This is a genomic window from Vibrio thalassae (assembly GCF_900089835.1).
GTDB classification, from domain to species: domain Bacteria; phylum Pseudomonadota; class Gammaproteobacteria; order Enterobacterales; family Vibrionaceae; genus Vibrio; species Vibrio thalassae.
Genome location: NZ_OANU01000007.1, coordinates 1 through 19,701 on the forward strand (window position 1 = coordinate 1; position 19,701 = coordinate 19,701).

Here is a 19,701-nt window from a genome sequence, read left to right on the forward strand (position 1 = left end):
CCTTTGCGATTACGCTTCCGTACGCCGCTCTCAAGCTGAAGTTTTTGCCACTGGGGTAGAAAAGCCTGACAAAAGTCATCGACATGGCAAAATAAGTCCACTAATTTGTGCATAGCTGGTTCCTTGTGATAAGTCTCTCTTGGTCGAAAGATCTGATCGCAGAACCAGCTTTTAGTTCCCTTCTTTTTTTATCCCGAGTTCAGGTTAACTTAAACTGCTACGACCAGTTAAACGGATATTTAATGAGCAATGGTGTATGAAATACATACAGCCATTTACAAAATGAAACTACTTATTATTGGCAAGATAAAAAAACAGCACTCATCTGAGTGCTGTTTTTTAAAAGGTGACGTGTTTATTATTTAGACTTTTTACGTTTATCGGTAATTTCCCACTTACCGTCAACATATAAGCCTGTCCAACCGGATGGTTTACCATCGATTTCTGAGCGCACATAGTTCTCTTTGGTCTTACGACTGAAACGAACCACTGTGGGTCTACCATCTGGATCTTCGGTCGGAGCTTCCGCAAGGTAGTGGAATTTCGGTGACAAACGCTCTTTGTATTGCGCTAACTCACTGACTAGGGGTGCACGAGTTTCTCTCGATTTAGGGAAGTTGCTTGCGGCCATAAACAGACCTGAAGCACCATCACGCAACACAAAGTAAGCATCCGAGTTTTCACAAGGCAGTTCTGGGAAATGAACCGGATCTTCCTTCGGTGGAGCAATCTCACCGTTTTTGAGGATCTTGCGCGTGTTTTTACACGTTTCGCTAGTGCAGTCCATGTACTTACCAAAACGACCGTTTTTCAGAACCATTTCAGAACCACACTTATCGCACTCGACAGTCGGACCATCATACCCTTTTACTTTAAACTCGCCCTGCTCTACCACATGGCCTTCACAATTTGGGTTATTACCACAAACATGAAGCTTGCGCTTATCGTCGATCAAATAAGCGTCCATTGCAGTTTCGCAAATTGGACAACGTTTTTTCGCTCGTAACGCAGCCGTTTCAACGTCCTCTTCTAGAACGTTAATAATGCCTTCTTCGTCGCCTAAATTAATCGTCGTTTTACAACGCTCTTTAGGTGGTAACGCATAACCAGAACAGCCCAAGAACACACCTGTAGACGCGGTACGAATACCCATAGGACGCGAACAAGTAGGACATTCGATCTCGGTCATAACGATATGATTTGGCTTCATACCGCCATGCTCTTCATCTTGCTCCGCTTTACCTAAATCTGTGGTGAACTCTTCGAAGAATTCGTTTAGTACGTTCTTCCAGTTTGCGTCACCTTCAGCGATTTGGTCTAGCTTCTGCTCCATACGAGCCGTGAAGTCATAGTTCATCAAATCAGTAAAGCTATCATCAAGACGATCGGTGACTATCTCACCCATCTTCTCTGCATAGAAACGACGCTGGTCAACTTTTACATAACCGCGATCTTGAATCGTAGAGATGATCGATGCATAAGTCGAAGGACGACCAATACCACGCTTCTCAAGCTCTTTAACTAGCGCCGCTTCAGTGTATCGTGCTGGCGGTTTGGTAAAGTGCTGTTTAGGATCCAGCGCGACTAGATCTAGCTTATCGCCCAGCTGAACCGCTGGAAGAATAGCATCTTCGTTTTTACCCATTGGACGTTGTACGCGAGTCCAACCATCAAACTTGAGAATGCGACCTTTTGCATTCAACGTATACTCGTCAGCTTTGACACTGACTGTTGTCGAATCGTACTTCGCCGGTGTCATTTGACAGGCAACGAACTGGTTCCAGATAAGGGCATAAAGCTTATGAGCGTCTGCTTCCATTCCTGAAAGATCATCGACTTTCACGTTAACATCTGAAGGACGGATCGCTTCGTGTGCTTCCTGAGCCCCTTCTTTGCTGCCATAGAAATTCGGTTTCTCAGGAAGGTAAGCGCCTCCAAACTCACTATCAATGTAACCACGAACTGCCTCAACAGCTTCAGCACTTAAGTTGGTAGAGTCGGTACGCATATAGGTAATATAACCCGCTTCATACAGTCTCTGAGCTAACATCATTGTTTTCTTAACACCATAACCCAGACGAGTACTTGCCGCCTGTTGCAGTGTCGAAGTGATGTAAGGTGCTGATGGCTTACTTTGAGTTGGACGGTCTTCACGTTTACAAACTTCGTAAGTCGCCTTATCTAATACAGAGACAGCCGCTTGAGCTTCTGTTTCATTAGATGGCTTGAACGCCTTGCCCGCTTTTTGAGCGACAAGTAAACGAAAATCCGTTTTATCCGATGTCTTAGTATCGGCATGAATATCCCAAAACTCTTCAGGGATAAATGCATTAATTTCACGTTCACGCTCTACCAGAAGCTTAACCGCTACAGACTGTACACGACCTGCTGATAAGCCTCGAGCCACTTTTTTCCATAGTAGCGGAGACACCATAAAGCCTACAACACGATCTAAGAAACGTCGTGCTTGCTGTGCGTTTACGCCATCCATATTCAGCTCTCCAGGATCTTGGAATGCCTGTTTGATAGCGTTTTTGGTGATTTCGTTAAATACTACACGTTTATATCGCTCTTCATCGCCACCGATGATCTCACGAAGGTGCCATGCGATTGCTTCCCCTTCGCGGTCCAAATCGGTTGCGAGATAAACATGATCTGCGTCTTTTGCTAGCTTCTGCAGTTCAGCAACCACTTTCTCTTTACCAGGTAAAACTTGGTAATTTGCTGCCCAATCATCATATGGGTTGATGCCCATCTTTTTAATTAGTGCTTTGCGGTCTTTTTCTTTTTTGATACGTGCTTTTTCTTCAGCACTTAAGCCTTTTGTAGAGACAGCTGCTGCTTTTTTACCAGTACTTTGCCCTGCAGTTGGTAAGTCACGCACATGACCTACACTCGACTTTACGATAAAGTCTTTACCAAGGTATTTGTTAATGGTTTTAGCTTTAGCGGGTGACTCCACTATAACCAGTGACTTTCCCATAATGACACTAACGTCCTATATCACATTGCGACATTTAATCGCACGATGTTCGAAATTTATGCTTCTTTTTACTATTGAGCGAGAACAAAAGAAGATCAACCAGTTTTTTTGCAATTGGATTCCGATTGCTCGACAAATGTCCGATCAAATAGAACTCATCGCTTGAAAAGTGGCGCAATATTAAACGCCACTTGGGACTGTTGCCTAGCAACATTCACTATAATTTGTTACCTATCACAAATTGCTGCTAACTATAGCTGAGATATTTATCCTTGCAAAATGTGTAGGCACTCATACACTACGCGGTAATGTTTTATATAGAGGGCATCAATATGTCACAGAAAACCGCAATTACCGAGTTTGATTTGTTGCTAATCGCAAACCAAATCATTCAAGAACATAATGATTTCATTGAAGGAATGCGCGCAGACAGTGTCGAAGAAAAAGACGGCGTCTTAGTTTTCAAAGGTAACTATTTCCTCGATGATAACGGGTTACCGACGGAGAAAACGACAGCAGTATTTAACATGTTTAAATACCTCGCTCACCAACTTTCAAAAGAGTTTACCATTCAAAATTGATGAAATAACGCCCCTATCCGGGGGCGTTATTTTTGGTCTATTGACTTAAGCTTGCCAACTTATCAAAGTAACTCGGGAACGTCTTCGAGGTACATTTAGGATCATTAATTGTCACTGGCGTGTCACTTAAAGCAACGAGCGAAAAGCACATCGCCATTCGGTGATCATCGTAGGTATCAATTGCAGCATGTTTTAACGTATCTGTCGGCTCGACAATAATGTAGTCTTCACCTTCCTCTACAGTCGCCCCCACTTTTCTCAGTTCCGTCGCCATCGCAGATAGTCGGTCGGTCTCTTTGACTCGCCAGTTATAAACATTGCGAATAACGGTGGTGCCTTTAGCGAAGAGCGCTGTTGTCGCGATAGTCATCGCCGCATCAGGGATATGATTATAGTCCATGTCTATCCCGACCAACTCGCCCTTACGACAAAGAATGTAGTCATCACCCCATTCAATATCGGCACCCATTTTTTCCAGAGCGTCAGCAAATCGAATGTCGCCTTGAATGCTATTTTTCCCGATACCCGTTACCTTGATTTCACCGCCTTTAATAGCGGCGGCTGCAAGGAAATAGGAAGCTGAGGACGCATCTCCCTCGACTAAAAACTGTCCTGGCGATCGATACTGCTGCCCACATTGAATAACAAACTGCTGATAGTCTCGGTTTTCAACTTTCACACCAAACTGCTCCATGATGTGCAGCGTTATATCAATATACGGTTTAGACACCAATTCACCGACAATGTCTATGGTGACATCGGCTTCGGCCAATGGAGCGGACATCAGAAAAGCGGTCAAAAACTGACTAGAAATAGAACCATCAATTTTGACCACTCCACCCTTCAAACCAGTGCCAATGATTTTCAGAGGCGGGTAGTGTTCTGCTTCGAGGTATTCAACATTTGCTCCCGCTTGCTTGAGCGCATCAACCAAGTGACCAATGGGTCTTTCCTTCATTCTTGGCTCACCCGTCAGGACAAACTCGCCATCACCAAGACACAGTGCTGCAGCTAAAGGACGCATCGCCGTTCCTGCATTGCCAAGGAACAATTCTGTAGGCTCAGTAACATGAAACGGTCTGCCTAAACCTTGAACGATGCATTGAGTTTTGTCCTCGGATAATTGATACTCGACACCCAAACTTGTGAGTGCGTTCAGCATATGGCGAATATCATCACTATCTAGAAGGTTGGTAAGCGTTGTTGTGCCTTCTGCCAAAGCGGCAAGTAATAAAGCACGATTCGAGACACTTTTTGAACCTGGAAGGTTAACCGTTCCGGATACTTTTTGGATGGGTTGGAGTGTTAAGCTTTCCATTAGTTGAATCTAATCCTTTGTAGACGCTTCAGTCCTTGTAGTGAAACGTCTTATATAATTCTTGGTAGTTGCAGCGTAACGAAAATACATCGTAAACACCAGAGCTAATACACCCATAACTGTTCAATATAACCGCAACCAATACTAGCCAACTAGTACTAAGGAAAGCACATAAATGAATCGGAATTGCGTATAATTAACAAAAAGGAACGCGATACTACTGCACTATGACGATCTACCTGACTGAACTCGATAGCAACGATTTTGCTTTTCCCTCTCCCTTTGAAGCGCTTGATGAGCCTAACGGCCTGCTCGCCTTTGGTGGAGATCTCAACCCTCAACGACTTTTATCAGCCTATCAACATGGTGTATTTCCCTGGTTTGGCCCAAATGAACCACTTCTGTGGTGGAGTCCAGCCCCAAGGGCCGTATTCGATCCACTCTTGTTTCGCCCGTCTAAAAGCTTGAGAAAGTTTCAGCGCAAAGCGAACTATCGAGTTACCCTCAATACTTGTACTTCAGATGTCATCGGTTATTGCGCTAGTACACGCTCAAAAGAGGAAACGTGGTTAAATGAGGATATGCGCACAGCCTACAACGAACTAGCGAAACAAGGGTACTGCCATTCCGTCGAGGTATGGAGAGATGACCACCTAATTGGTGGACTCTATGGCCTATCTATCGGTCAAGTGTTTTGCGGTGAGTCCATGTTTTCTTTAGAAACCAACGCATCTAAAATCGCACTCTGGTACTTCTGCCATCATTTTAAGACTCATGGAGGCAAACTCATTGACTGCCAAGTTATGAACCCTCATTTAGACTCACTGGGCGCAGAAGAACTTACTCGGGAACAGTTTATCAATACCTTGCACGAGTTACGTGATCTCACGGTTCTCGATTCCTGTTTTGTGAAACAAGAGCTATCCTTTCCTACACAACAGGAGACAAATGGATGAACATGGCTGTCCAACAAATTCGTATCGGTTTAAGTCGCAAACAAGATTGCAGTTACTTGCCATCTCAACAAGAACGCGTCGCTATCATTTTAGAAAAAGAGCTACATGAAACGAGCCAGTATGAAATGTTACTTGCCAATGGTTTTAGGAGAAGCGGTGATGCGATCTACAAACCTCAATGTGAACAGTGTACCGCTTGCCATGCCCTGAGAGTGTCAATCGCTGACTTCCAACTGACCAAAAGTCAAAAACGGTTACTAGCAAAAACGCGATCTTTTCGTTGGGAAATACGACCAGCGCTAGATAATAGATGGTTCGACTTGTATTCGCGCTACATTGAAAAACGTCATTCGACTGGCAGTATGTTCCCGCCAAGAAAACAAGAATTTTATGAGTTCGCGCAGTGCTCATGGATGACCATGCATTACTTGCATTTTTTTGATGGCGATACGCTGATTGGCATCGCAATTACTGATGTACTTACCGATAGCGCCAGTGCCTTCTATACCTTTTTCGACCCAGACTACTCGCTTTCTTTGGGGACCTACGCTGTCTTATGTCAAATCGAATACTGCCAACGCTATAACAAACGATGGCTATATTTAGGTTACCAAATCGATGATTGCTCAGCTATGAACTACAAAACACGGTTCCAACGTCATCAAAGGCTAGTAAATCAGCGATGGCAAGGGTAGAATACACCGCAACTTTACTTATTAAGATTTTAACGGCACAATGCCTGTCGTTAAAAACGCCACATGTCGAAAGAGGATTAAATGGCTAAAGAAGACGTAATTGAGATGCAAGGTACGGTCCTTGATACTCTACCAAACACAATGTTCCGTGTTGAACTAGAAAACGGTCACGTAGTTACAGCACACATCTCTGGTAAGATGCGTAAAAACTACATCCGTATCCTTACTGGTGACAAAGTAACTGTAGAGATGACTCCATACGACCTAACTAAAGGCCGCATCGTCTTCCGTGCTCGTTAATCTCAACGTTTAACTGAACACAAAAAAACGGAGCTTACGCTCCGTTTTTTGTTATTTGCTGACTAGCAAGTCAGATGAAGAAGCGCTAGTGATGCGCTTCTACTTCTTCCTTCGCGCCGACGTATTCAAACACTAAGTCATCGTCTTTAAGAGAAACTTTCACTGTTCCTCCATTCACTAACGAGCCAAACAACAACTCATTCGCCAACGGTTTCTTAAGCTTATCTTGGATAACACGACCCATCGGCCTTGCACCCATCGTCTTGTCGTAGCCCCTGATAGCCAACCAATCGCGTGCTTCATCAGATACTTCCAACGAGACACCTCGAGAATCCAATTGAGCTTGAAGCTCGACAATGAACTTATCGACCACTTGATGAATGACTTTATCATCTAGGCTATTAAACCAAATGATACCATCAAGACGGTTACGGAATTCAGGGGTGAACACGCGCTTAATGGCACCCATCGCATCCGGTTTATGATCCTGTTGAATCAGACCAATTGATTTCTTCTCTGTCTCAGCAACACCTGCGTTACTGGTCATAACAAGGATAACATTGCGGAAATCCGCTTTGCGGCCATTGTTGTCCGTTAGCGTACCGTTATCCATGACTTGCAACAGCAAGTTAAAAATATCTGGGTGTGCTTTCTCGACCTCATCTAGCAACACCACAGAGTGCGGATGCTTGATAACAGCGTCTGTTAAAAGACCACCTTGATCGTAGCCAACATAACCCGGAGGCGCGCCGATTAAACGGCTAACTGAGTGACGTTCGCCATACTCCGACATATCGAAGCGAAGCAGTTCAATACCCAGCAGCTTAGACAATTGAACCGTCACTTCTGTCTTACCAACACCGGTTGGGCCTGCAAATAAGAATGAACCGACAGGCTTGTCATCGTTGCCTAAACCAGCACGTGTCATCTTGATTGCTTCACAAAGCACATCAATTGCTTTGTCTTGACCAAACACCAGCATCTTCATCTTGTCATCAAGGTTTTGAAGAATGTCCTTGTCAGACGATGATACGGATTTTTCTGGAATGCGCGCCATTTTAGCAACCATAGCTTCGATATCGGCCACACCCACCGTTTTCTTACGGCGACTGACAGGCACTAAACGGCAACGAGCCCCCGCTTCGTCGATCACGTCAATTGCTTTATCTGGTAAATGGCGCTCATTAATGTATTTCGCCGATAGCTCAACAGCAGCACGCAACGCTTTGTTAGTGTAACGCACCTTATGGTGCTCTTCGTATTTCGGTTTCAATCCCATCAAAATCTTGGTGGTGTCATCGAGTGAAGGTTCCACAACATCAATTTTTTGGAAACGACGAGACAGAGCACGTTCTTTATCAAAAATATTGCTGTACTCTTGATACGTTGTCGAACCGATACAACGCAATTTACCACTACTCAGTAGCGGTTTGATTAGGTTTGCTGCGTCAACTTGTCCACCAGAAGCTGCCCCTGCACCGATGATGGTATGAATCTCATCGATAAATAGTATCGCGTCGTCTTCTTTTTCAAGTTGCTTAAGAATCGCTTTGAAGCGCTTCTCAAAGTCACCGCGGTATTTAGTACCCGCTAATAATGAACCGATATCTAACGAATAAATTACGCTGTTTTGAATCACGTCAGGCACCTGACCTTCAACGATTCTCCAGGCTAAGCCTTCGGCAATAGCCGTCTTACCAACACCAGCCTCACCGACCAGCAGTGGGTTGTTCTTGCGGCGACGGCATAGTACTTGGATCGTACGTTCAAGTTCTTTATCACGACCAATAAGAGGGTCAATGTTACCCACTTTCGCTACTTGGTTTAGGTTGGTTGCAAAGCTTTCAAGGCGATCTTCGCCATTGGCTTCTTCAATGTTCTCACTACCACCAAGCGAACCACTTGACGGTTCGTCACCCGCAGGGCCGATGTTTTTGGTAATGCCATGAGAAATGAAATTAACGATGTCCAAACGACTTATGTCATTTTTCTTCAAAAGGTAGGCGGCGTGTGACTCTTGCTCACTAAAAATCGCTACTAACACGTTCGCACCAGTTACTTCACTGCGCCCAGAAGACTGTACATGGAAAACAGCGCGTTGAAGAACACGTTGGAAACTTAAAGTAGGCTGCGTTTCTCGTGTGTCGTCGGAATCTGGTATAAGAGGTGTTGTTTGGTCTATGAAAATGTCGAGCTCATTACGCAAATTTTCAAGATTAGCGTTACAAGCAGCTAGTGCCTCTTTAGCAGAGTCATTTTCCAACAAAGCTAAAAGGAGATGCTCTACGGTCATGAATTCATGCCTTTTATCACGTGCACGAGCAAATGCGCCGTTCAGACTCGATTCTAATTCTTTATTTAGCATAAGTACCTCCTAAGGAATGACAAATGTCATTCATGCGAAAATTAGGCTTTTTCCATGGTACACAAAAGTGGGTGTTCATTTTCCCTTGAATACATGGTCACTTGAGCAACTTTCGTTTCCGCGACTTCAGATGTGTAAGTGCCACAAACGGCTTTACCTTCATAATGCACTGCCAACATCACTTGTGTCGCTTTGTCTTCGTTGAGTGAAAAAAAGCGTTCCAAGATTTCTACTACAAAGTCCATCGGAGTGTAATCATCGTTGTTTAAAACTACGTTATACATCGCCGGCGGCTCAACCTTAGTTTTTTCTTTCTCCAGTAAGTCTGAGTCTGGAGTCACCCATTCAAAATTTTTACTCATGGCCAAATGTTGAGAGTTTTCTTTTAATTTTAGAACACTGTGTTGCATGTCAATATTTAAAACGCCGTTTTAGATACTTGTGAGCCAACACTCGAAAAACATCTCTATTAAGAGACTAATGCACCAATTGTATAGCTGCAAACAAAACAATGCTATTAGTGTGTGTCACATATGAGCCAAGTAGAAAAAAAATCCGCCTCCCTTATCTATAGAATACATGAGGCTTGTACAAACAGAAGACAGATTTTACATTTTTGTTAAAATAAAGGCGCATATGTATAGAATATGTGGTTATTTATACGACTTTACTATTGACTCCGCTCAATGTTTGACTACAGTGGTTAGTTAGTGACTAAAATTTAACAAGTTTTGCATCAGTATTCTTGTAAGGGTAAGAATACCCTTACAAGAAAAATCCACCATTTGGAGCAATGATGGAAGTTATCTCCGCTTGAACGCTGATGATTAGGTGTTAGTCATTACCCAGAAGAAGCAAACACATTTGGTCAGTGTCTTCAAAGCGACTTAAGTAACAAAAATGCATGAGGGATGTATAGCATGGCTACAGGTAAAGTAAAATGGTTTAACAACGCCAAAGGATTTGGGTTTATTTGTCCAGAAGGCGAAGATGGCGACATTTTCGCGCATTACTCCACCATTAAAATGGATGGCTACCGTACTCTGAAAGCGGGTCAGCAAGTCAATTACGAACTAGAAGAAGGGCCAAAGGGCTATCACGCTAGCTCAGTTACGCCTGTCGAAGGTGACTTAGCGAAGTAGTTTCACAAAACAATCACCCACTTCAGACGACACGACCTGATAAAAAAACCACCTTTCGGTGGTTTTTTTAGGTCTTTAAAAACGTGATATTGGGCAATTAGCCAACAATATTGTTCAGCGTTGAGCTAGGACGCATGAGCGTCGCGGTTTTCACATCATCAAACTGATAGTAACCACCGAGGTCCCCTACTACGCCTTGAGCATTATTTAGCTCAGACACAATAACACTCTCATTGGACGCAAGATGTTCCGCAATCGGTGCAAATTCATCGGCCACAGCTTTGTCTTCAGTTTGAAGTGCTAGTGCTTGTGCCCAGTAGAGAGCCAGATAGTAATGAGAACCACGGTTATCTAATTCACCCACACGACGTGATGGCGACTTGTTGTTATCTAGGAACTTACCTGTGGCCTCATCGAGTGCTTTCGCTAATACGTTCGCTTTTTCTTTGCCAGAAACCACCGCTAGATGCTCTAGAGAAGCAGCGAGTGCTAGGAACTCACCCAACGAGTCCCAACGTAAGTGATTTTCTTTTTGAACCTGTTGAACATGCTTCGGTGCAGAACCACCAGCGCCTGTTTCAAATAGACCACCGCCGTTCATCAATGGAACAATAGACAGCATCTTCGCCGATGTGCCAAGTTCAAGAATTGGGAATAAGTCTGTTAGGTAATCACGTAAGACGTTACCTGTGACCGAGATGGTGTCGTCACCTTTCTTGATGCGCTCAAGTGAGAACAAGGTCGCTTCCAAAGGTGCCTTCACGTAAATTTCTAGGCCTGACGTATCGTGCTCAGGAAGATATTGATTCACTTTCTTAATCAACTCAGCATCATGGGCACGGTTTTCATCGAGCCAAAATACCGCAGGTGTGGCTGATGCACGGGCGCGCGTTACCGCCAGTTTTACCCAATCTTGAATTGGAGCATCTTTCACCTGACACATACGGAAGATATCGCCTTCTTCAACAGGTTGCTCAATAAGCACATTGCCTGCTGCATCAATCACTTCCACTTTGCCATTACCTTTTAGAATGAAGGTCTTATCGTGTGAGCCGTACTCTTCTGCTTTTTGAGCCATCAGGCCTACGTTTGGTACGCTACCCATCGTCGTTGGGTCAAAGGCACCATTCTCTTTACAGAAGTCGATAACCGCTTGATAAATACTTGCATAGCTACGATCTGGAATCATTGCTTTAGTATCTTTCTGCTTACCATCTGGCCCCCACATTTGACCTGATGAACGCAGCATCGCTGGCATAGAAGCATCAACGATAATGTCACTTGGTACGTGTAGATTGGTAATACCGCGGTCAGAGTCAACCATGGCAAGGGCAGGTTGAGTTTCGTAAACGGCGGCAAGATCGGCTTCAATCTGCGCTTTTTGAGCAGCTGGAAGTGAGGCGATTTTCGCGTAAACATCGCCAATGCCGTTGTTTACATCTACACCAAGTTCTTCAAAAAGCTGACCGTGTTTGGCAAATACATCCTTGTAGTACACTTTCACTGCATGACCAAAGATAACCGGGTCAGAGACCTTCATCATCGTGGCTTTCATATGCAGAGAAAGCAGAACATCTTGCTGTTTCGCTTCTGCAATTTGTTCTTCAAAGAAAGATACTAACGCCTTTTTGCTCATGACAGACGCGTCGATAATTTCACCCGCTTGTAGGGCAACTTTCTCTTTAAGAATACTTGTCTCGCCATTAGCGGAAGTGAATTGAATTTTCACATCCGTTGCATCCGCTACAGTGACCGATTTTTCACTACCGAAGAAATCGTGATCTGTCATGCTGGATACATGAGACTTAGAATCTTTCGACCAAGCGCCCATTGAATGCGGGTTTTTCTTCGCGTAGTTTTTAACAGATAGCGGCGCACGGCGGTCTGAGTTACCCTCACGTAGAACTGGGTTTACCGCACTGCCTTTGATCTTGTCGTAAGTAGCTTTAATCGCTTCTTGTTCTGGCGTGGTTGGTTCTTCTGGGTAGTTTGGCAAATCATAGCCATTCGCTTGAAGTTCTTTGATTGCCGCCTGAAGCTGTGGAATAGAAGCAGAGATGTTTGGAAGCTTGATAATGTTCGCTTCTGGTGTTTTCGCCAGTTCACCAAGTTCGGCGAGAGCGTCGCCAATGCGTTGTTCTTCTTTCAGATATTCAGGGAAGTTAGCAATAATACGCCCTGCTAGTGAAATGTCTCTTGTTTCAACACTGATACCAGATGAAGCAGTAAATGACTGAATGATTGGCAGCAATGAATACGTTGCTAGCGCTGGAGCTTCATCAGTAATGGTATAGATAATTGTCGGCTTTTCTGTAGGCATGAAATTTCCCTATCGTTCTAATTGGGTATGAGCACCCTTATTAATCAAAGTGCCTTCATCAAGTACACGTAAACGTTATGACCGAACGCGATGGAGTGGCTGGATACAAAAAGTTTGTACATGAAAACCCTCTCAATTAGGCTTTTTTGTTCAGTCAAACGAAATCCTAAGCACTTATAATTAAACAAATTTGGGCAATTAGTCTATTATCTTGTGCGTTATTCCTGTTTTTGAGCGCGCTTATAATAGCTCAAAACAACCGTAGACAAAACTACACCACACAGTTTGTTTACATTTTTGCAAGGTAGTTAACATGACGAATAAAACAGCGGCACCTCGTAACAAGCCGAAAAGCCGCGCTGCTTCTACACGTTTCAAACAGCAATCAGATCAAAGAAGTAGGACGAAAAAGCCCTCATCCAAGCAAACGTTTAGACGAAAAGCGGATAGCAATAGAACGAGACTACCCATTGAAGATCGAAAAGTAATCCTCTTCAACAAGCCTTATGACACATTAAGTCAATTCACAGATGGTGACGGACGTAAAACTCTCGCCGATTACATCCCAATCAAAGATGTCTACGCTGCAGGACGCCTCGATAGAGATAGCGAAGGTTTGATGGTTCTGACCAACGATGGCATTTTGCAAGCTAGGCTAACACAGCCAAAATCTAAATCAGAGAAAACCTATTGGGTTCAAGTGGATGGTGTTCCAAGTGATGAAGACTTAGAAAAACTGCGGCGTGGTGTCGTTCTCAAAGACGGTCCTACACTGCCTGCTAAAGTTTCACTTATGGAAACACCTGAAGTTTGGGAACGCAATCCACCAGTCCGCTTTCGGGCCAATATTCCGACTACTTGGTTAAGTATTACGATTATTGAAGGAAGAAATCGACAAGTACGTCGAATGACGGCGAATATTGGTTTCCCAACATTGCGGCTGATCCGAGCGTCTATGGCTGGATTTGAGGTTGGGCATTTGCAGCCAGGTGAATGGGTAGAGCTCCCAACCCATCACCCAGCGTTAGTGAAGTAAGCGTCAACAACTTATTGTTTGGCAACAATCGCTCGAACGTGCTCAAGATCTTCAGGAGTATCCACCCCAGCTGGTGGTGCTTCTTGAGCCGCAGCCACATGGATTTTCTCACCGTACCATAAGACACGCAGCTGCTCTAAACACTCAATGCGTTCAAGTGCACTCGGTGCCCACTCAACATAGGTCTTGATAAACCCTGCACGATAAGCATAAATACCAATGTGTCTAAGCAAAGGACTCGCCGCGCGTTGCTTTGGCTCTGAGGCATAGGCATCGCGATCCCAAGGTATCGTAGCTCGACTGAAATAGAGCGCATAGCCCTGCGCGTCAGTGACCACTTTTACCGCATTCGGGTTAAACACTTCCGCGTCATTGTCAATAGTGACGCCAAGCGTTGCCATTGGAGCAATGCTTGTTTCTAGGTTGCTTGCTACTTGTTTAATGATACTTGGCGGAATTAGCGGCTCGTCGCCTTGAACATTCACCACTATATGATCAGGGGCGATATTCATCGACTCTACCACCTCAGCTAAACGCTCTGTACCTGATTCATGTGTCGGAGAGGTCATGCAAACTTCGGCACCAAACTGCTTCGCCGCTAACTCAACACGCTCATCATCCGTTGCAATAACTACACGCTCTGCGCCCGATTGGAGGGATTTCTCATAAACGTGCTGAATCATCGGTTTACCGCCGATGTCCGCCAGCGGCTTGCCAGGCAGACGAGTAGATTCATACCTTGCTGGAATTATGACCGTAAAAGACATTAGCGTCCCTCATCCATACTCATTTGTCTTGCTTCAGGTTCTAGTAGTACTGGAATCCCATCTTTGATTGGGTAAGCAAGTCTATCAAGCTTACAAATAAGCTCTTGCTTGTCTTTGTCAAAAGTGAGTTTTCCTTTGCATACTGGGCATGCCACGATTTCAAGAAGTCTGTGATCCATAACTTTCTATTACCTTGTTTATTTTATTGAGTATTTCGCTATTGTCTTGCTCAGTGAACTGCGCAGAAACGGGCAAATACCACCAATTATCTTGTGCAAATGAACGACATTTTACGGCATCTTTTTCCGTCATAATGACGTTATCAGCCCCCTTACTGAGGGCCATTAATTGTTGTGGTTGAAAATCTTGATGATCGGCGAAGCCTTGGCAGCACACCAAGTCGGCATCCAAAGCGTTCAGCGTCTTAAAAAAACGTGGCGGGTGACCAATACCAGCAAAGGCAGCAAGTCTGCCTAGCTCAGTGACCGATTTACGCTCATTGGTTACCAAGTTGATGGCAAGTTCAGGCTGTAAATCAAAACGCTTTTCTTGCTCTAAGCCACCTTCGCCACCGTTGGTGACGATGAGATCCACTTCATCCAAACGAGACAGCGTTTCACGTAACGGTCCCAATGGAATAGATTGCTCATTCCCAAACCGTCGAACACCATCGACCACCACTATTTCCATCGCTCTATCGAGAGCATAGTGTTGGAGCCCATCATCAGTAACAATGACATCAACACCAAGATGCTCCAGCGCCTTAACCGCATTCGATCTTATAGGATCCACAACAACGGGAACTTTAGTTCTTTCATATATAAGCTTTGGTTCATCACCACACGCTTTCGTACTGGTCTCAGTGGTTACTTGTAACGGATAGTGATCAGATTTGCCGCCATAGCCACGAGAAACAACGCCAGGCTTTAAGCCTTGTCGCTGCAAATTCTCTATCAACCAAATCACTATTGGCGTTTTTCCATTGCCACCTGCAGTAATGTTGCCAACCACAATCACAGGCAAGGATGACGTGTAATGCGCTTTTGAACCATTACTGAAGGCCAACCTGCGTTGCTTAGCGATCGCTTGGTATAACTTACTCAAAGGCCAAAGTAATGGCCACCACAAGTAGTTGAATGGATTACGACCGAACCACAGTTTCTCAATCACTCACTTTCACCAAACTGAATTTTATGCAGCTGTGCGTAAGCGCCTTTGTGAGCAAGCAGCGTTTTGTGATCGCCTCTCTCGATCACTTCACCATCATCAACTACAAGAATTTCATCCGCTTCTTCGATCGTTGATAGGCGGTGAGCAATCACTAACACCGTTTTGTCTTTCTGCAGTTCGTCCAATGCCGATTGAATGGCGCGCTCTGATTCCGTGTCCAAAGCCGAAGTAGCCTCATCCAAAATCAGCACCGGCGCATCACGCAACAAAGCTCGTGCAATTGCGATGCGCTGTCTCTGACCACCCGACAAGCTCGCACCATTTTCACCAATCACAGTATCAAGGCCGTTATCTAGCCCATTGATAAACTCCATCGCATGAGCGAGTGTCGCTGCATGTTCTATCTGTTCACGGGTATATTCACCATCCGTTGCATAGGCAATGTTGTTAGCAATGGTATCGTTAAATAAATGCACATTTTGAGACACCAACCCAAAGTGCTTACGCAAGTTGGTGAGCTTAATATCATCGATTTTGTGACCATCGAGTTCAATGCTTCCGTTATCCACGTCATAGAAACGTGTAAATAAGTTCGCAATCGTACTCTTACCAGAACCTGAGCGACCAACCAAGGCAATGGTTTTTCCAGCAGGAAGGTTAAAACTAACATGTCGCAGCGCTGGCTTCTCGTTACCCTGATAGGTGAAGGTGATGTCATTGACTTTAATGTCCCCTTTCACTTTTTCAAGCTCTACGGTGCCATTGTCACGCTCAGTATCTAAATCCATCAACGCAAATAACGTCTGACTTGCCGCCATGCCGCGTTGAAACTCTGCTGTTACGCCGGTCAGCGCTTTTAATGGACGCATTAATGAGAACATCGCAGAGAAAATAACCGTAAACGTACCTGCTGTTAATTGATCCCGAATCTCATCAAAACTCGCAAGATAAAGCACAGCCACTAACGCAAGGGAAGCGATCATTTGAATCACCGGGTTTGCTACCGCTGAAGCCGCAACCATCTTCATGCTTTGCTGCCTCATTTGGTTACTCATTTGGTCGAATCGTTCTTTTTCTACTCGTTGTCCACCGTAACTCAGAACCACTTTATGACCTTTCAGCATTTGTTCCGCTGACGTTGTCATATGACCCATGGAGGTTTGCATGTTACGAGAGATCTTTCTGAATCGTTTGGAAACAAAACTGATTGCCCAGGCCACGACTGGAGCCACTGCAAAAAGAACCAAAGAAAGCTGCCAACTGCTCCAGAACATCAGAACCAATAAACCAATGATACTTGCGCCTTCTCGGACAATACTGACTAACGAGCGGCTTGTCGCACCCGCGACTTGCTCTGAATCATAAGTAATACGAGAAAGCAGACCACCGGTAGATTCTTTGTCAAAGAATGAGACTGGCATGTGCATAAAATGACTGAAAATTTTTCGACGTAGCTCCATCACCACTTTGCCGGATACCCAGCTCAAACAGTAAGTGGAAACAAATCCACTGGTACCACGTACGAACATCATTCCAAGAATAATTAGAGGAAGGACTTTTAGGAAATTTGACTCGACATCACCGAAGCCCTCATCAAGTAGAGGCTTGAGTAGTGAAAGCATATAGGTATCTGCAGCAGCATTGATCACCAGTGCGATCACCGCAACGACGAGACCCGCTTTGTACTCTCGAATATAAGTCCAAAGACGCTTAAAGGTCTGCAGCGTCGTTTCATCTTGATTTAGCGACATAATTATTGTTCGTTTTCTTCTATCTATTTATTTATTCTACTCTGCTTCGCAACATCTGCCTATACCAAGGGTCGAGGTTCTGGTTGCGAAGCGTTGAAACGGTTAATTCTCCATCAAAAAAGACAAAATTAATCTGTCCTTGTTCACCAGTTTCGTACCATTGAGCACCTTGTTCAATATATCGTTGTTTAACCGATTCACTCGGAAGCTGCCAACGAGACTGGAACTTGGTTGACGCGACAACATGGTCGGCGCGAATTAATCGGGTCAGAAATGTTGAAGAGGAAGTATTGCTGCCATGATGGGGGACACCCATCACATCGACATTGAGGTCAGAAATTGTTCTTGCGATCAAAATTTCACTGACTTTCTCAATATCACCGGTAAGCAGTATTCGTTTTATCGTTGTCTGGCCTTGAACAACACTCACTAGTACAACGCAAGAGTGTGGGTTGTACGCTCTCTCTACTTTGTTCGGTGGCCACAGTGCTTCAAATCGAATTGCTTTCCATTGCCACGTCTTACCCTGGACACAAAGCTGCTCATCCTTTGTACCGTCTGGCTTTTTTATCCATTCTGGCTGCCAACTAGCAACAAGTGCATTTTCCCCTCCTGCGTGATCATTATCGGCGTGGCTGATAATGATTCCATGGAGCTTTTTAACGCCTAGAGCCAATAGATTGGGAGTAACTACAGCCCTTGCCATCGAGAACGTCGGGGTCGCCCTTCCTGTGTCATAAAGCACGGCTTCATCGCCTTGTTTAATGGCAACAGCGAGGCCATGAGCCACATCGAAGAAATGAACACTGACTTTTTGACCACTTTGTTTTAGTGGCAACGTCACGGCAAAAGCTATTAATAATAACGCGAACCACTTCAATGAAATGCCTTGTCTCAACACCAAGACCAAAATCAAAGGTATTGCATAGAAAGCAAAATACGCTGGAGCATTAAACCAAAACCAACTGGATAAATTCAAAGCGTAGTCAAACGGCATCATAAGCCCATCGACCCACTCCCATACAAAGCGCGCTTTTTCCACAAGCACTGTCACTACAGTGACCAACAGCAATGTCGGGACGACGAGAAAACTAAACCAAGGAACAAAAACCAAGTTATAAAACGGCGACGCCATGGCGATGCCTTGAAATAAACCGACAACAATAGGAATGAATAGTAAGCAGAGCAGCACGTGAGTGTACAATACAGTACGAAGACCAAATTGATGGCACACAACAGAGTGAGTAACGATAAGTACAGCAACAGCAAGGAAAGAAAGCCAAAAACTGGCACTTGCGGCAGAAAATGGTATCAAAGTCAGTATCAGTGACGCTGTCACCAATAACGTCACCACACTCATTATTCGGGTGTGAGTAATGTAGAGTACATTAACAACAGCAAGCATGATTAAAGCTCGAACCGTTGATGTAGCAAAGCCTCCTAATGCAGCATAAAAGTATGCTAACAAGAGCCCCAACAGCAGGCTTAATATCAAACCAAAACGCACCGTTTTATGACGATATGCGACTGGCAAGCACAGCGTCATGACAAGCAAGCTAGCGCGTCCGATAAGGTAGCCTACGGTAAATATTATTCCTACGTGCAAGCCTGAAATAGCCACAAGATGAGACAGTCCGCTTTGTTTTAAGCGCAACCAATCTTTCGCCTCTAGTTTGCTTCTATCGCCGAAAATTAACGCCAAATAATAACCTTGATAGGGACTATTTTCGGTCGCTGACACAACCACTTGATGCAATGTCGCTTGCCAATTGTCCACACTGCGAACGATAAAGTGGCTGCCATTCGCCAAAATACTCTCTGCCGAAATGCGATGGGAAAAATAGTATTGCTCTTTGTCGAAACCAACCTGATTACGCACACCAATAACTGGAGCTAAGTGAACCAATGCGTGTAGCTCATCGCCCATTGATAATTCGACTGGTGTATATAATTTGACGCTAGGCTGCTCAAAGAATGACAATTTTTCTCCGTTAATAGATAAAATCGTCAACTCAACCTCATATCCACGAGTTATTTTTTTAAAATAGCTGTCAACTCGTCCTTTTATGGTAATATCTGTGCCAAATCGGTAAAGCACCTCAGACTGGTGCTTATATAGATTCCCTTGTATCAAAGCCACGGACATTGCAATAAATACCCATGCGAATACTAAGCAGCGGTTTATAAGTAGGGCTATGCTAATTAAGGATGTAGGAATCAACCAGTAGTAATGAGGCATCATTGGCCACCAAATCACACTGATCAGTGTTAAGGTGTAACCCAATGGTGCAACAATGCCTGTTAAGAGAGTCATGTT

General features: G+C 44.4%; 16 protein-coding genes and 1 pseudogene. 6 read left to right on the top strand and 11 right to left on the bottom strand.

Annotation, left to right across the window (positions count from 1 at the left end):
* Together VTH8203_RS25670 and topA are read right to left on the bottom strand one after the other, a co-directional pair.
* Nucleotides 1–113: pseudogene (locus tag VTH8203_RS25670) on the bottom strand (IS982 family transposase); the annotation flags it as partial.
* A gap of 245 nt (nucleotides 114–358) precedes the next feature.
* Nucleotides 359–2,983 carry a type I DNA topoisomerase gene (gene topA, locus VTH8203_RS04340; RefSeq protein WP_096992557.1) on the bottom strand — a complete coding sequence of 875 codons (2,625 nt, stop codon included), beginning with the start codon at nucleotides 2,981–2,983 and terminating at the stop codon, nucleotides 359–361.
* Nucleotides 2,984–3,315: 332 nt separating this feature from the next.
* Between topA and VTH8203_RS04345 the strand changes: the two genes are divergently transcribed.
* The gene (locus VTH8203_RS04345) at nucleotides 3,316–3,564 is read left to right on the top strand and encodes a YciN family protein (protein WP_096992558.1); all 249 of its coding nucleotides are present in this window, start codon (nucleotides 3,316–3,318) and stop codon (nucleotides 3,562–3,564) included.
* 37 nt (nucleotides 3,565–3,601) lie between these two features.
* Here VTH8203_RS04345 and aroA read toward each other — a convergent pair whose 3' ends face one another.
* Complete coding sequence (gene aroA, locus VTH8203_RS04350) at nucleotides 3,602–4,882, bottom strand: 3-phosphoshikimate 1-carboxyvinyltransferase (RefSeq protein ID WP_096992559.1); 1,281 nt, start codon at nucleotides 4,880–4,882, stop codon at nucleotides 3,602–3,604.
* 227 nt (nucleotides 4,883–5,109) lie between these two features.
* Here aroA and aat point away from each other — a divergent pair, with 227 nt between their 5' ends.
* From aat to infA, 3 genes are all read left to right on the top strand, one after another.
* A complete protein-coding gene (gene aat / locus VTH8203_RS04355; RefSeq protein ID WP_096992560.1) occupies nucleotides 5,110–5,838 on the top strand; it encodes a leucyl/phenylalanyl-tRNA--protein transferase in 729 nt (242 codons plus the stop codon).
* Complete coding sequence (locus VTH8203_RS04360) at nucleotides 5,835–6,533, top strand: arginyltransferase (protein WP_096992561.1); 699 nt, start codon at nucleotides 5,835–5,837, stop codon at nucleotides 6,531–6,533. Before aat ends, VTH8203_RS04360 begins: the two co-directional genes overlap by 4 nt.
* Before the next feature lie 81 nt (nucleotides 6,534–6,614).
* The gene (gene infA, locus VTH8203_RS04365) at nucleotides 6,615–6,833 is read left to right on the top strand and encodes a translation initiation factor IF-1 (RefSeq protein WP_006075347.1); all 219 of its coding nucleotides are present in this window, start codon (nucleotides 6,615–6,617) and stop codon (nucleotides 6,831–6,833) included.
* An 85-nt stretch (nucleotides 6,834–6,918) separates the two neighbouring features.
* Here the strand turns inward: infA and clpA are convergent, their stop codons facing one another.
* Nucleotides 6,919–9,198: an ATP-dependent Clp protease ATP-binding subunit ClpA gene (gene clpA, locus VTH8203_RS04370; protein ID WP_096992562.1), complete on the bottom strand. Its 2,280-nt coding sequence runs from the start codon at nucleotides 9,196–9,198 to the stop codon at nucleotides 6,919–6,921.
* 41 nt (nucleotides 9,199–9,239) lie between these two features.
* Nucleotides 9,240–9,560 (bottom strand): ATP-dependent Clp protease adapter ClpS, encoded by a 321-nt coding sequence (gene clpS, locus VTH8203_RS04375; RefSeq protein WP_031494481.1) that lies wholly within the window; start codon nucleotides 9,558–9,560, stop codon nucleotides 9,240–9,242.
* 558 nt (nucleotides 9,561–10,118) lie between these two features.
* Between clpS and cspD the strand changes: the two genes are divergently transcribed.
* Nucleotides 10,119–10,340 carry a cold shock domain-containing protein CspD gene (gene cspD / locus VTH8203_RS04380; protein ID WP_096992563.1) on the top strand — a complete coding sequence of 74 codons (222 nt, stop codon included), beginning with the start codon at nucleotides 10,119–10,121 and terminating at the stop codon, nucleotides 10,338–10,340.
* Between the two features lie 97 nt (nucleotides 10,341–10,437).
* On the opposite strand, the gene VTH8203_RS04385 is transcribed toward cspD, so the two are convergent.
* On the bottom strand, nucleotides 10,438–12,660 hold the full coding sequence (locus tag VTH8203_RS04385) for an NADP-dependent isocitrate dehydrogenase (protein WP_096992564.1): 2,223 nt from the start codon (nucleotides 12,658–12,660) through the stop codon (nucleotides 10,438–10,440).
* A gap of 313 nt (nucleotides 12,661–12,973) precedes the next feature.
* On the opposite strand from VTH8203_RS04385, the gene VTH8203_RS04390 reads away from it, so the two are divergent.
* Nucleotides 12,974–13,696 carry a pseudouridine synthase gene (locus VTH8203_RS04390; protein ID WP_096992565.1) on the top strand — a complete coding sequence of 241 codons (723 nt, stop codon included), beginning with the start codon at nucleotides 12,974–12,976 and terminating at the stop codon, nucleotides 13,694–13,696.
* Nucleotides 13,697–13,707: 11 nt separating this feature from the next.
* Here VTH8203_RS04390 and kdsB read toward each other — a convergent pair whose 3' ends face one another.
* The 5 genes from kdsB to VTH8203_RS04415 are packed head-to-tail and all read right to left on the bottom strand — an operon-like array spanning nucleotide 13,708 to nucleotide 19,698.
* Nucleotides 13,708–14,463, bottom strand: a complete 756-nt coding sequence (gene kdsB, locus VTH8203_RS04395) for a 3-deoxy-manno-octulosonate cytidylyltransferase (protein ID WP_096992566.1) — start codon at nucleotides 14,461–14,463, stop codon at nucleotides 13,708–13,710.
* Nucleotides 14,463–14,642 carry a Trm112 family protein gene (locus VTH8203_RS04400; RefSeq protein ID WP_096992567.1) on the bottom strand — a complete coding sequence of 60 codons (180 nt, stop codon included), beginning with the start codon at nucleotides 14,640–14,642 and terminating at the stop codon, nucleotides 14,463–14,465. Before VTH8203_RS04400 ends, kdsB begins: the two co-directional genes overlap by 1 nt.
* On the bottom strand, nucleotides 14,623–15,633 hold the full coding sequence (gene lpxK / locus VTH8203_RS04405) for a tetraacyldisaccharide 4'-kinase (protein WP_096992568.1): 1,011 nt from the start codon (nucleotides 15,631–15,633) through the stop codon (nucleotides 14,623–14,625). The genes VTH8203_RS04400 and lpxK overlap by 20 nt, the downstream gene beginning before the upstream one ends.
* Nucleotides 15,630–17,384, bottom strand: coding sequence for a lipid A ABC transporter ATP-binding protein/permease MsbA (msbA, locus tag VTH8203_RS04410; protein WP_096992569.1), 1,755 nt, complete (start codon nucleotides 17,382–17,384; stop codon nucleotides 15,630–15,632). The genes lpxK and msbA overlap by 4 nt, the downstream gene beginning before the upstream one ends.
* A 31-nt stretch (nucleotides 17,385–17,415) precedes the next feature.
* On the bottom strand, nucleotides 17,416–19,698 hold the full coding sequence (locus VTH8203_RS04415; RefSeq protein ID WP_096992570.1) for a DNA internalization-related competence protein ComEC/Rec2: 2,283 nt from the start codon (nucleotides 19,696–19,698) through the stop codon (nucleotides 17,416–17,418).
* Between the last annotated feature and the right edge of the window lie 3 nt (nucleotides 19,699–19,701).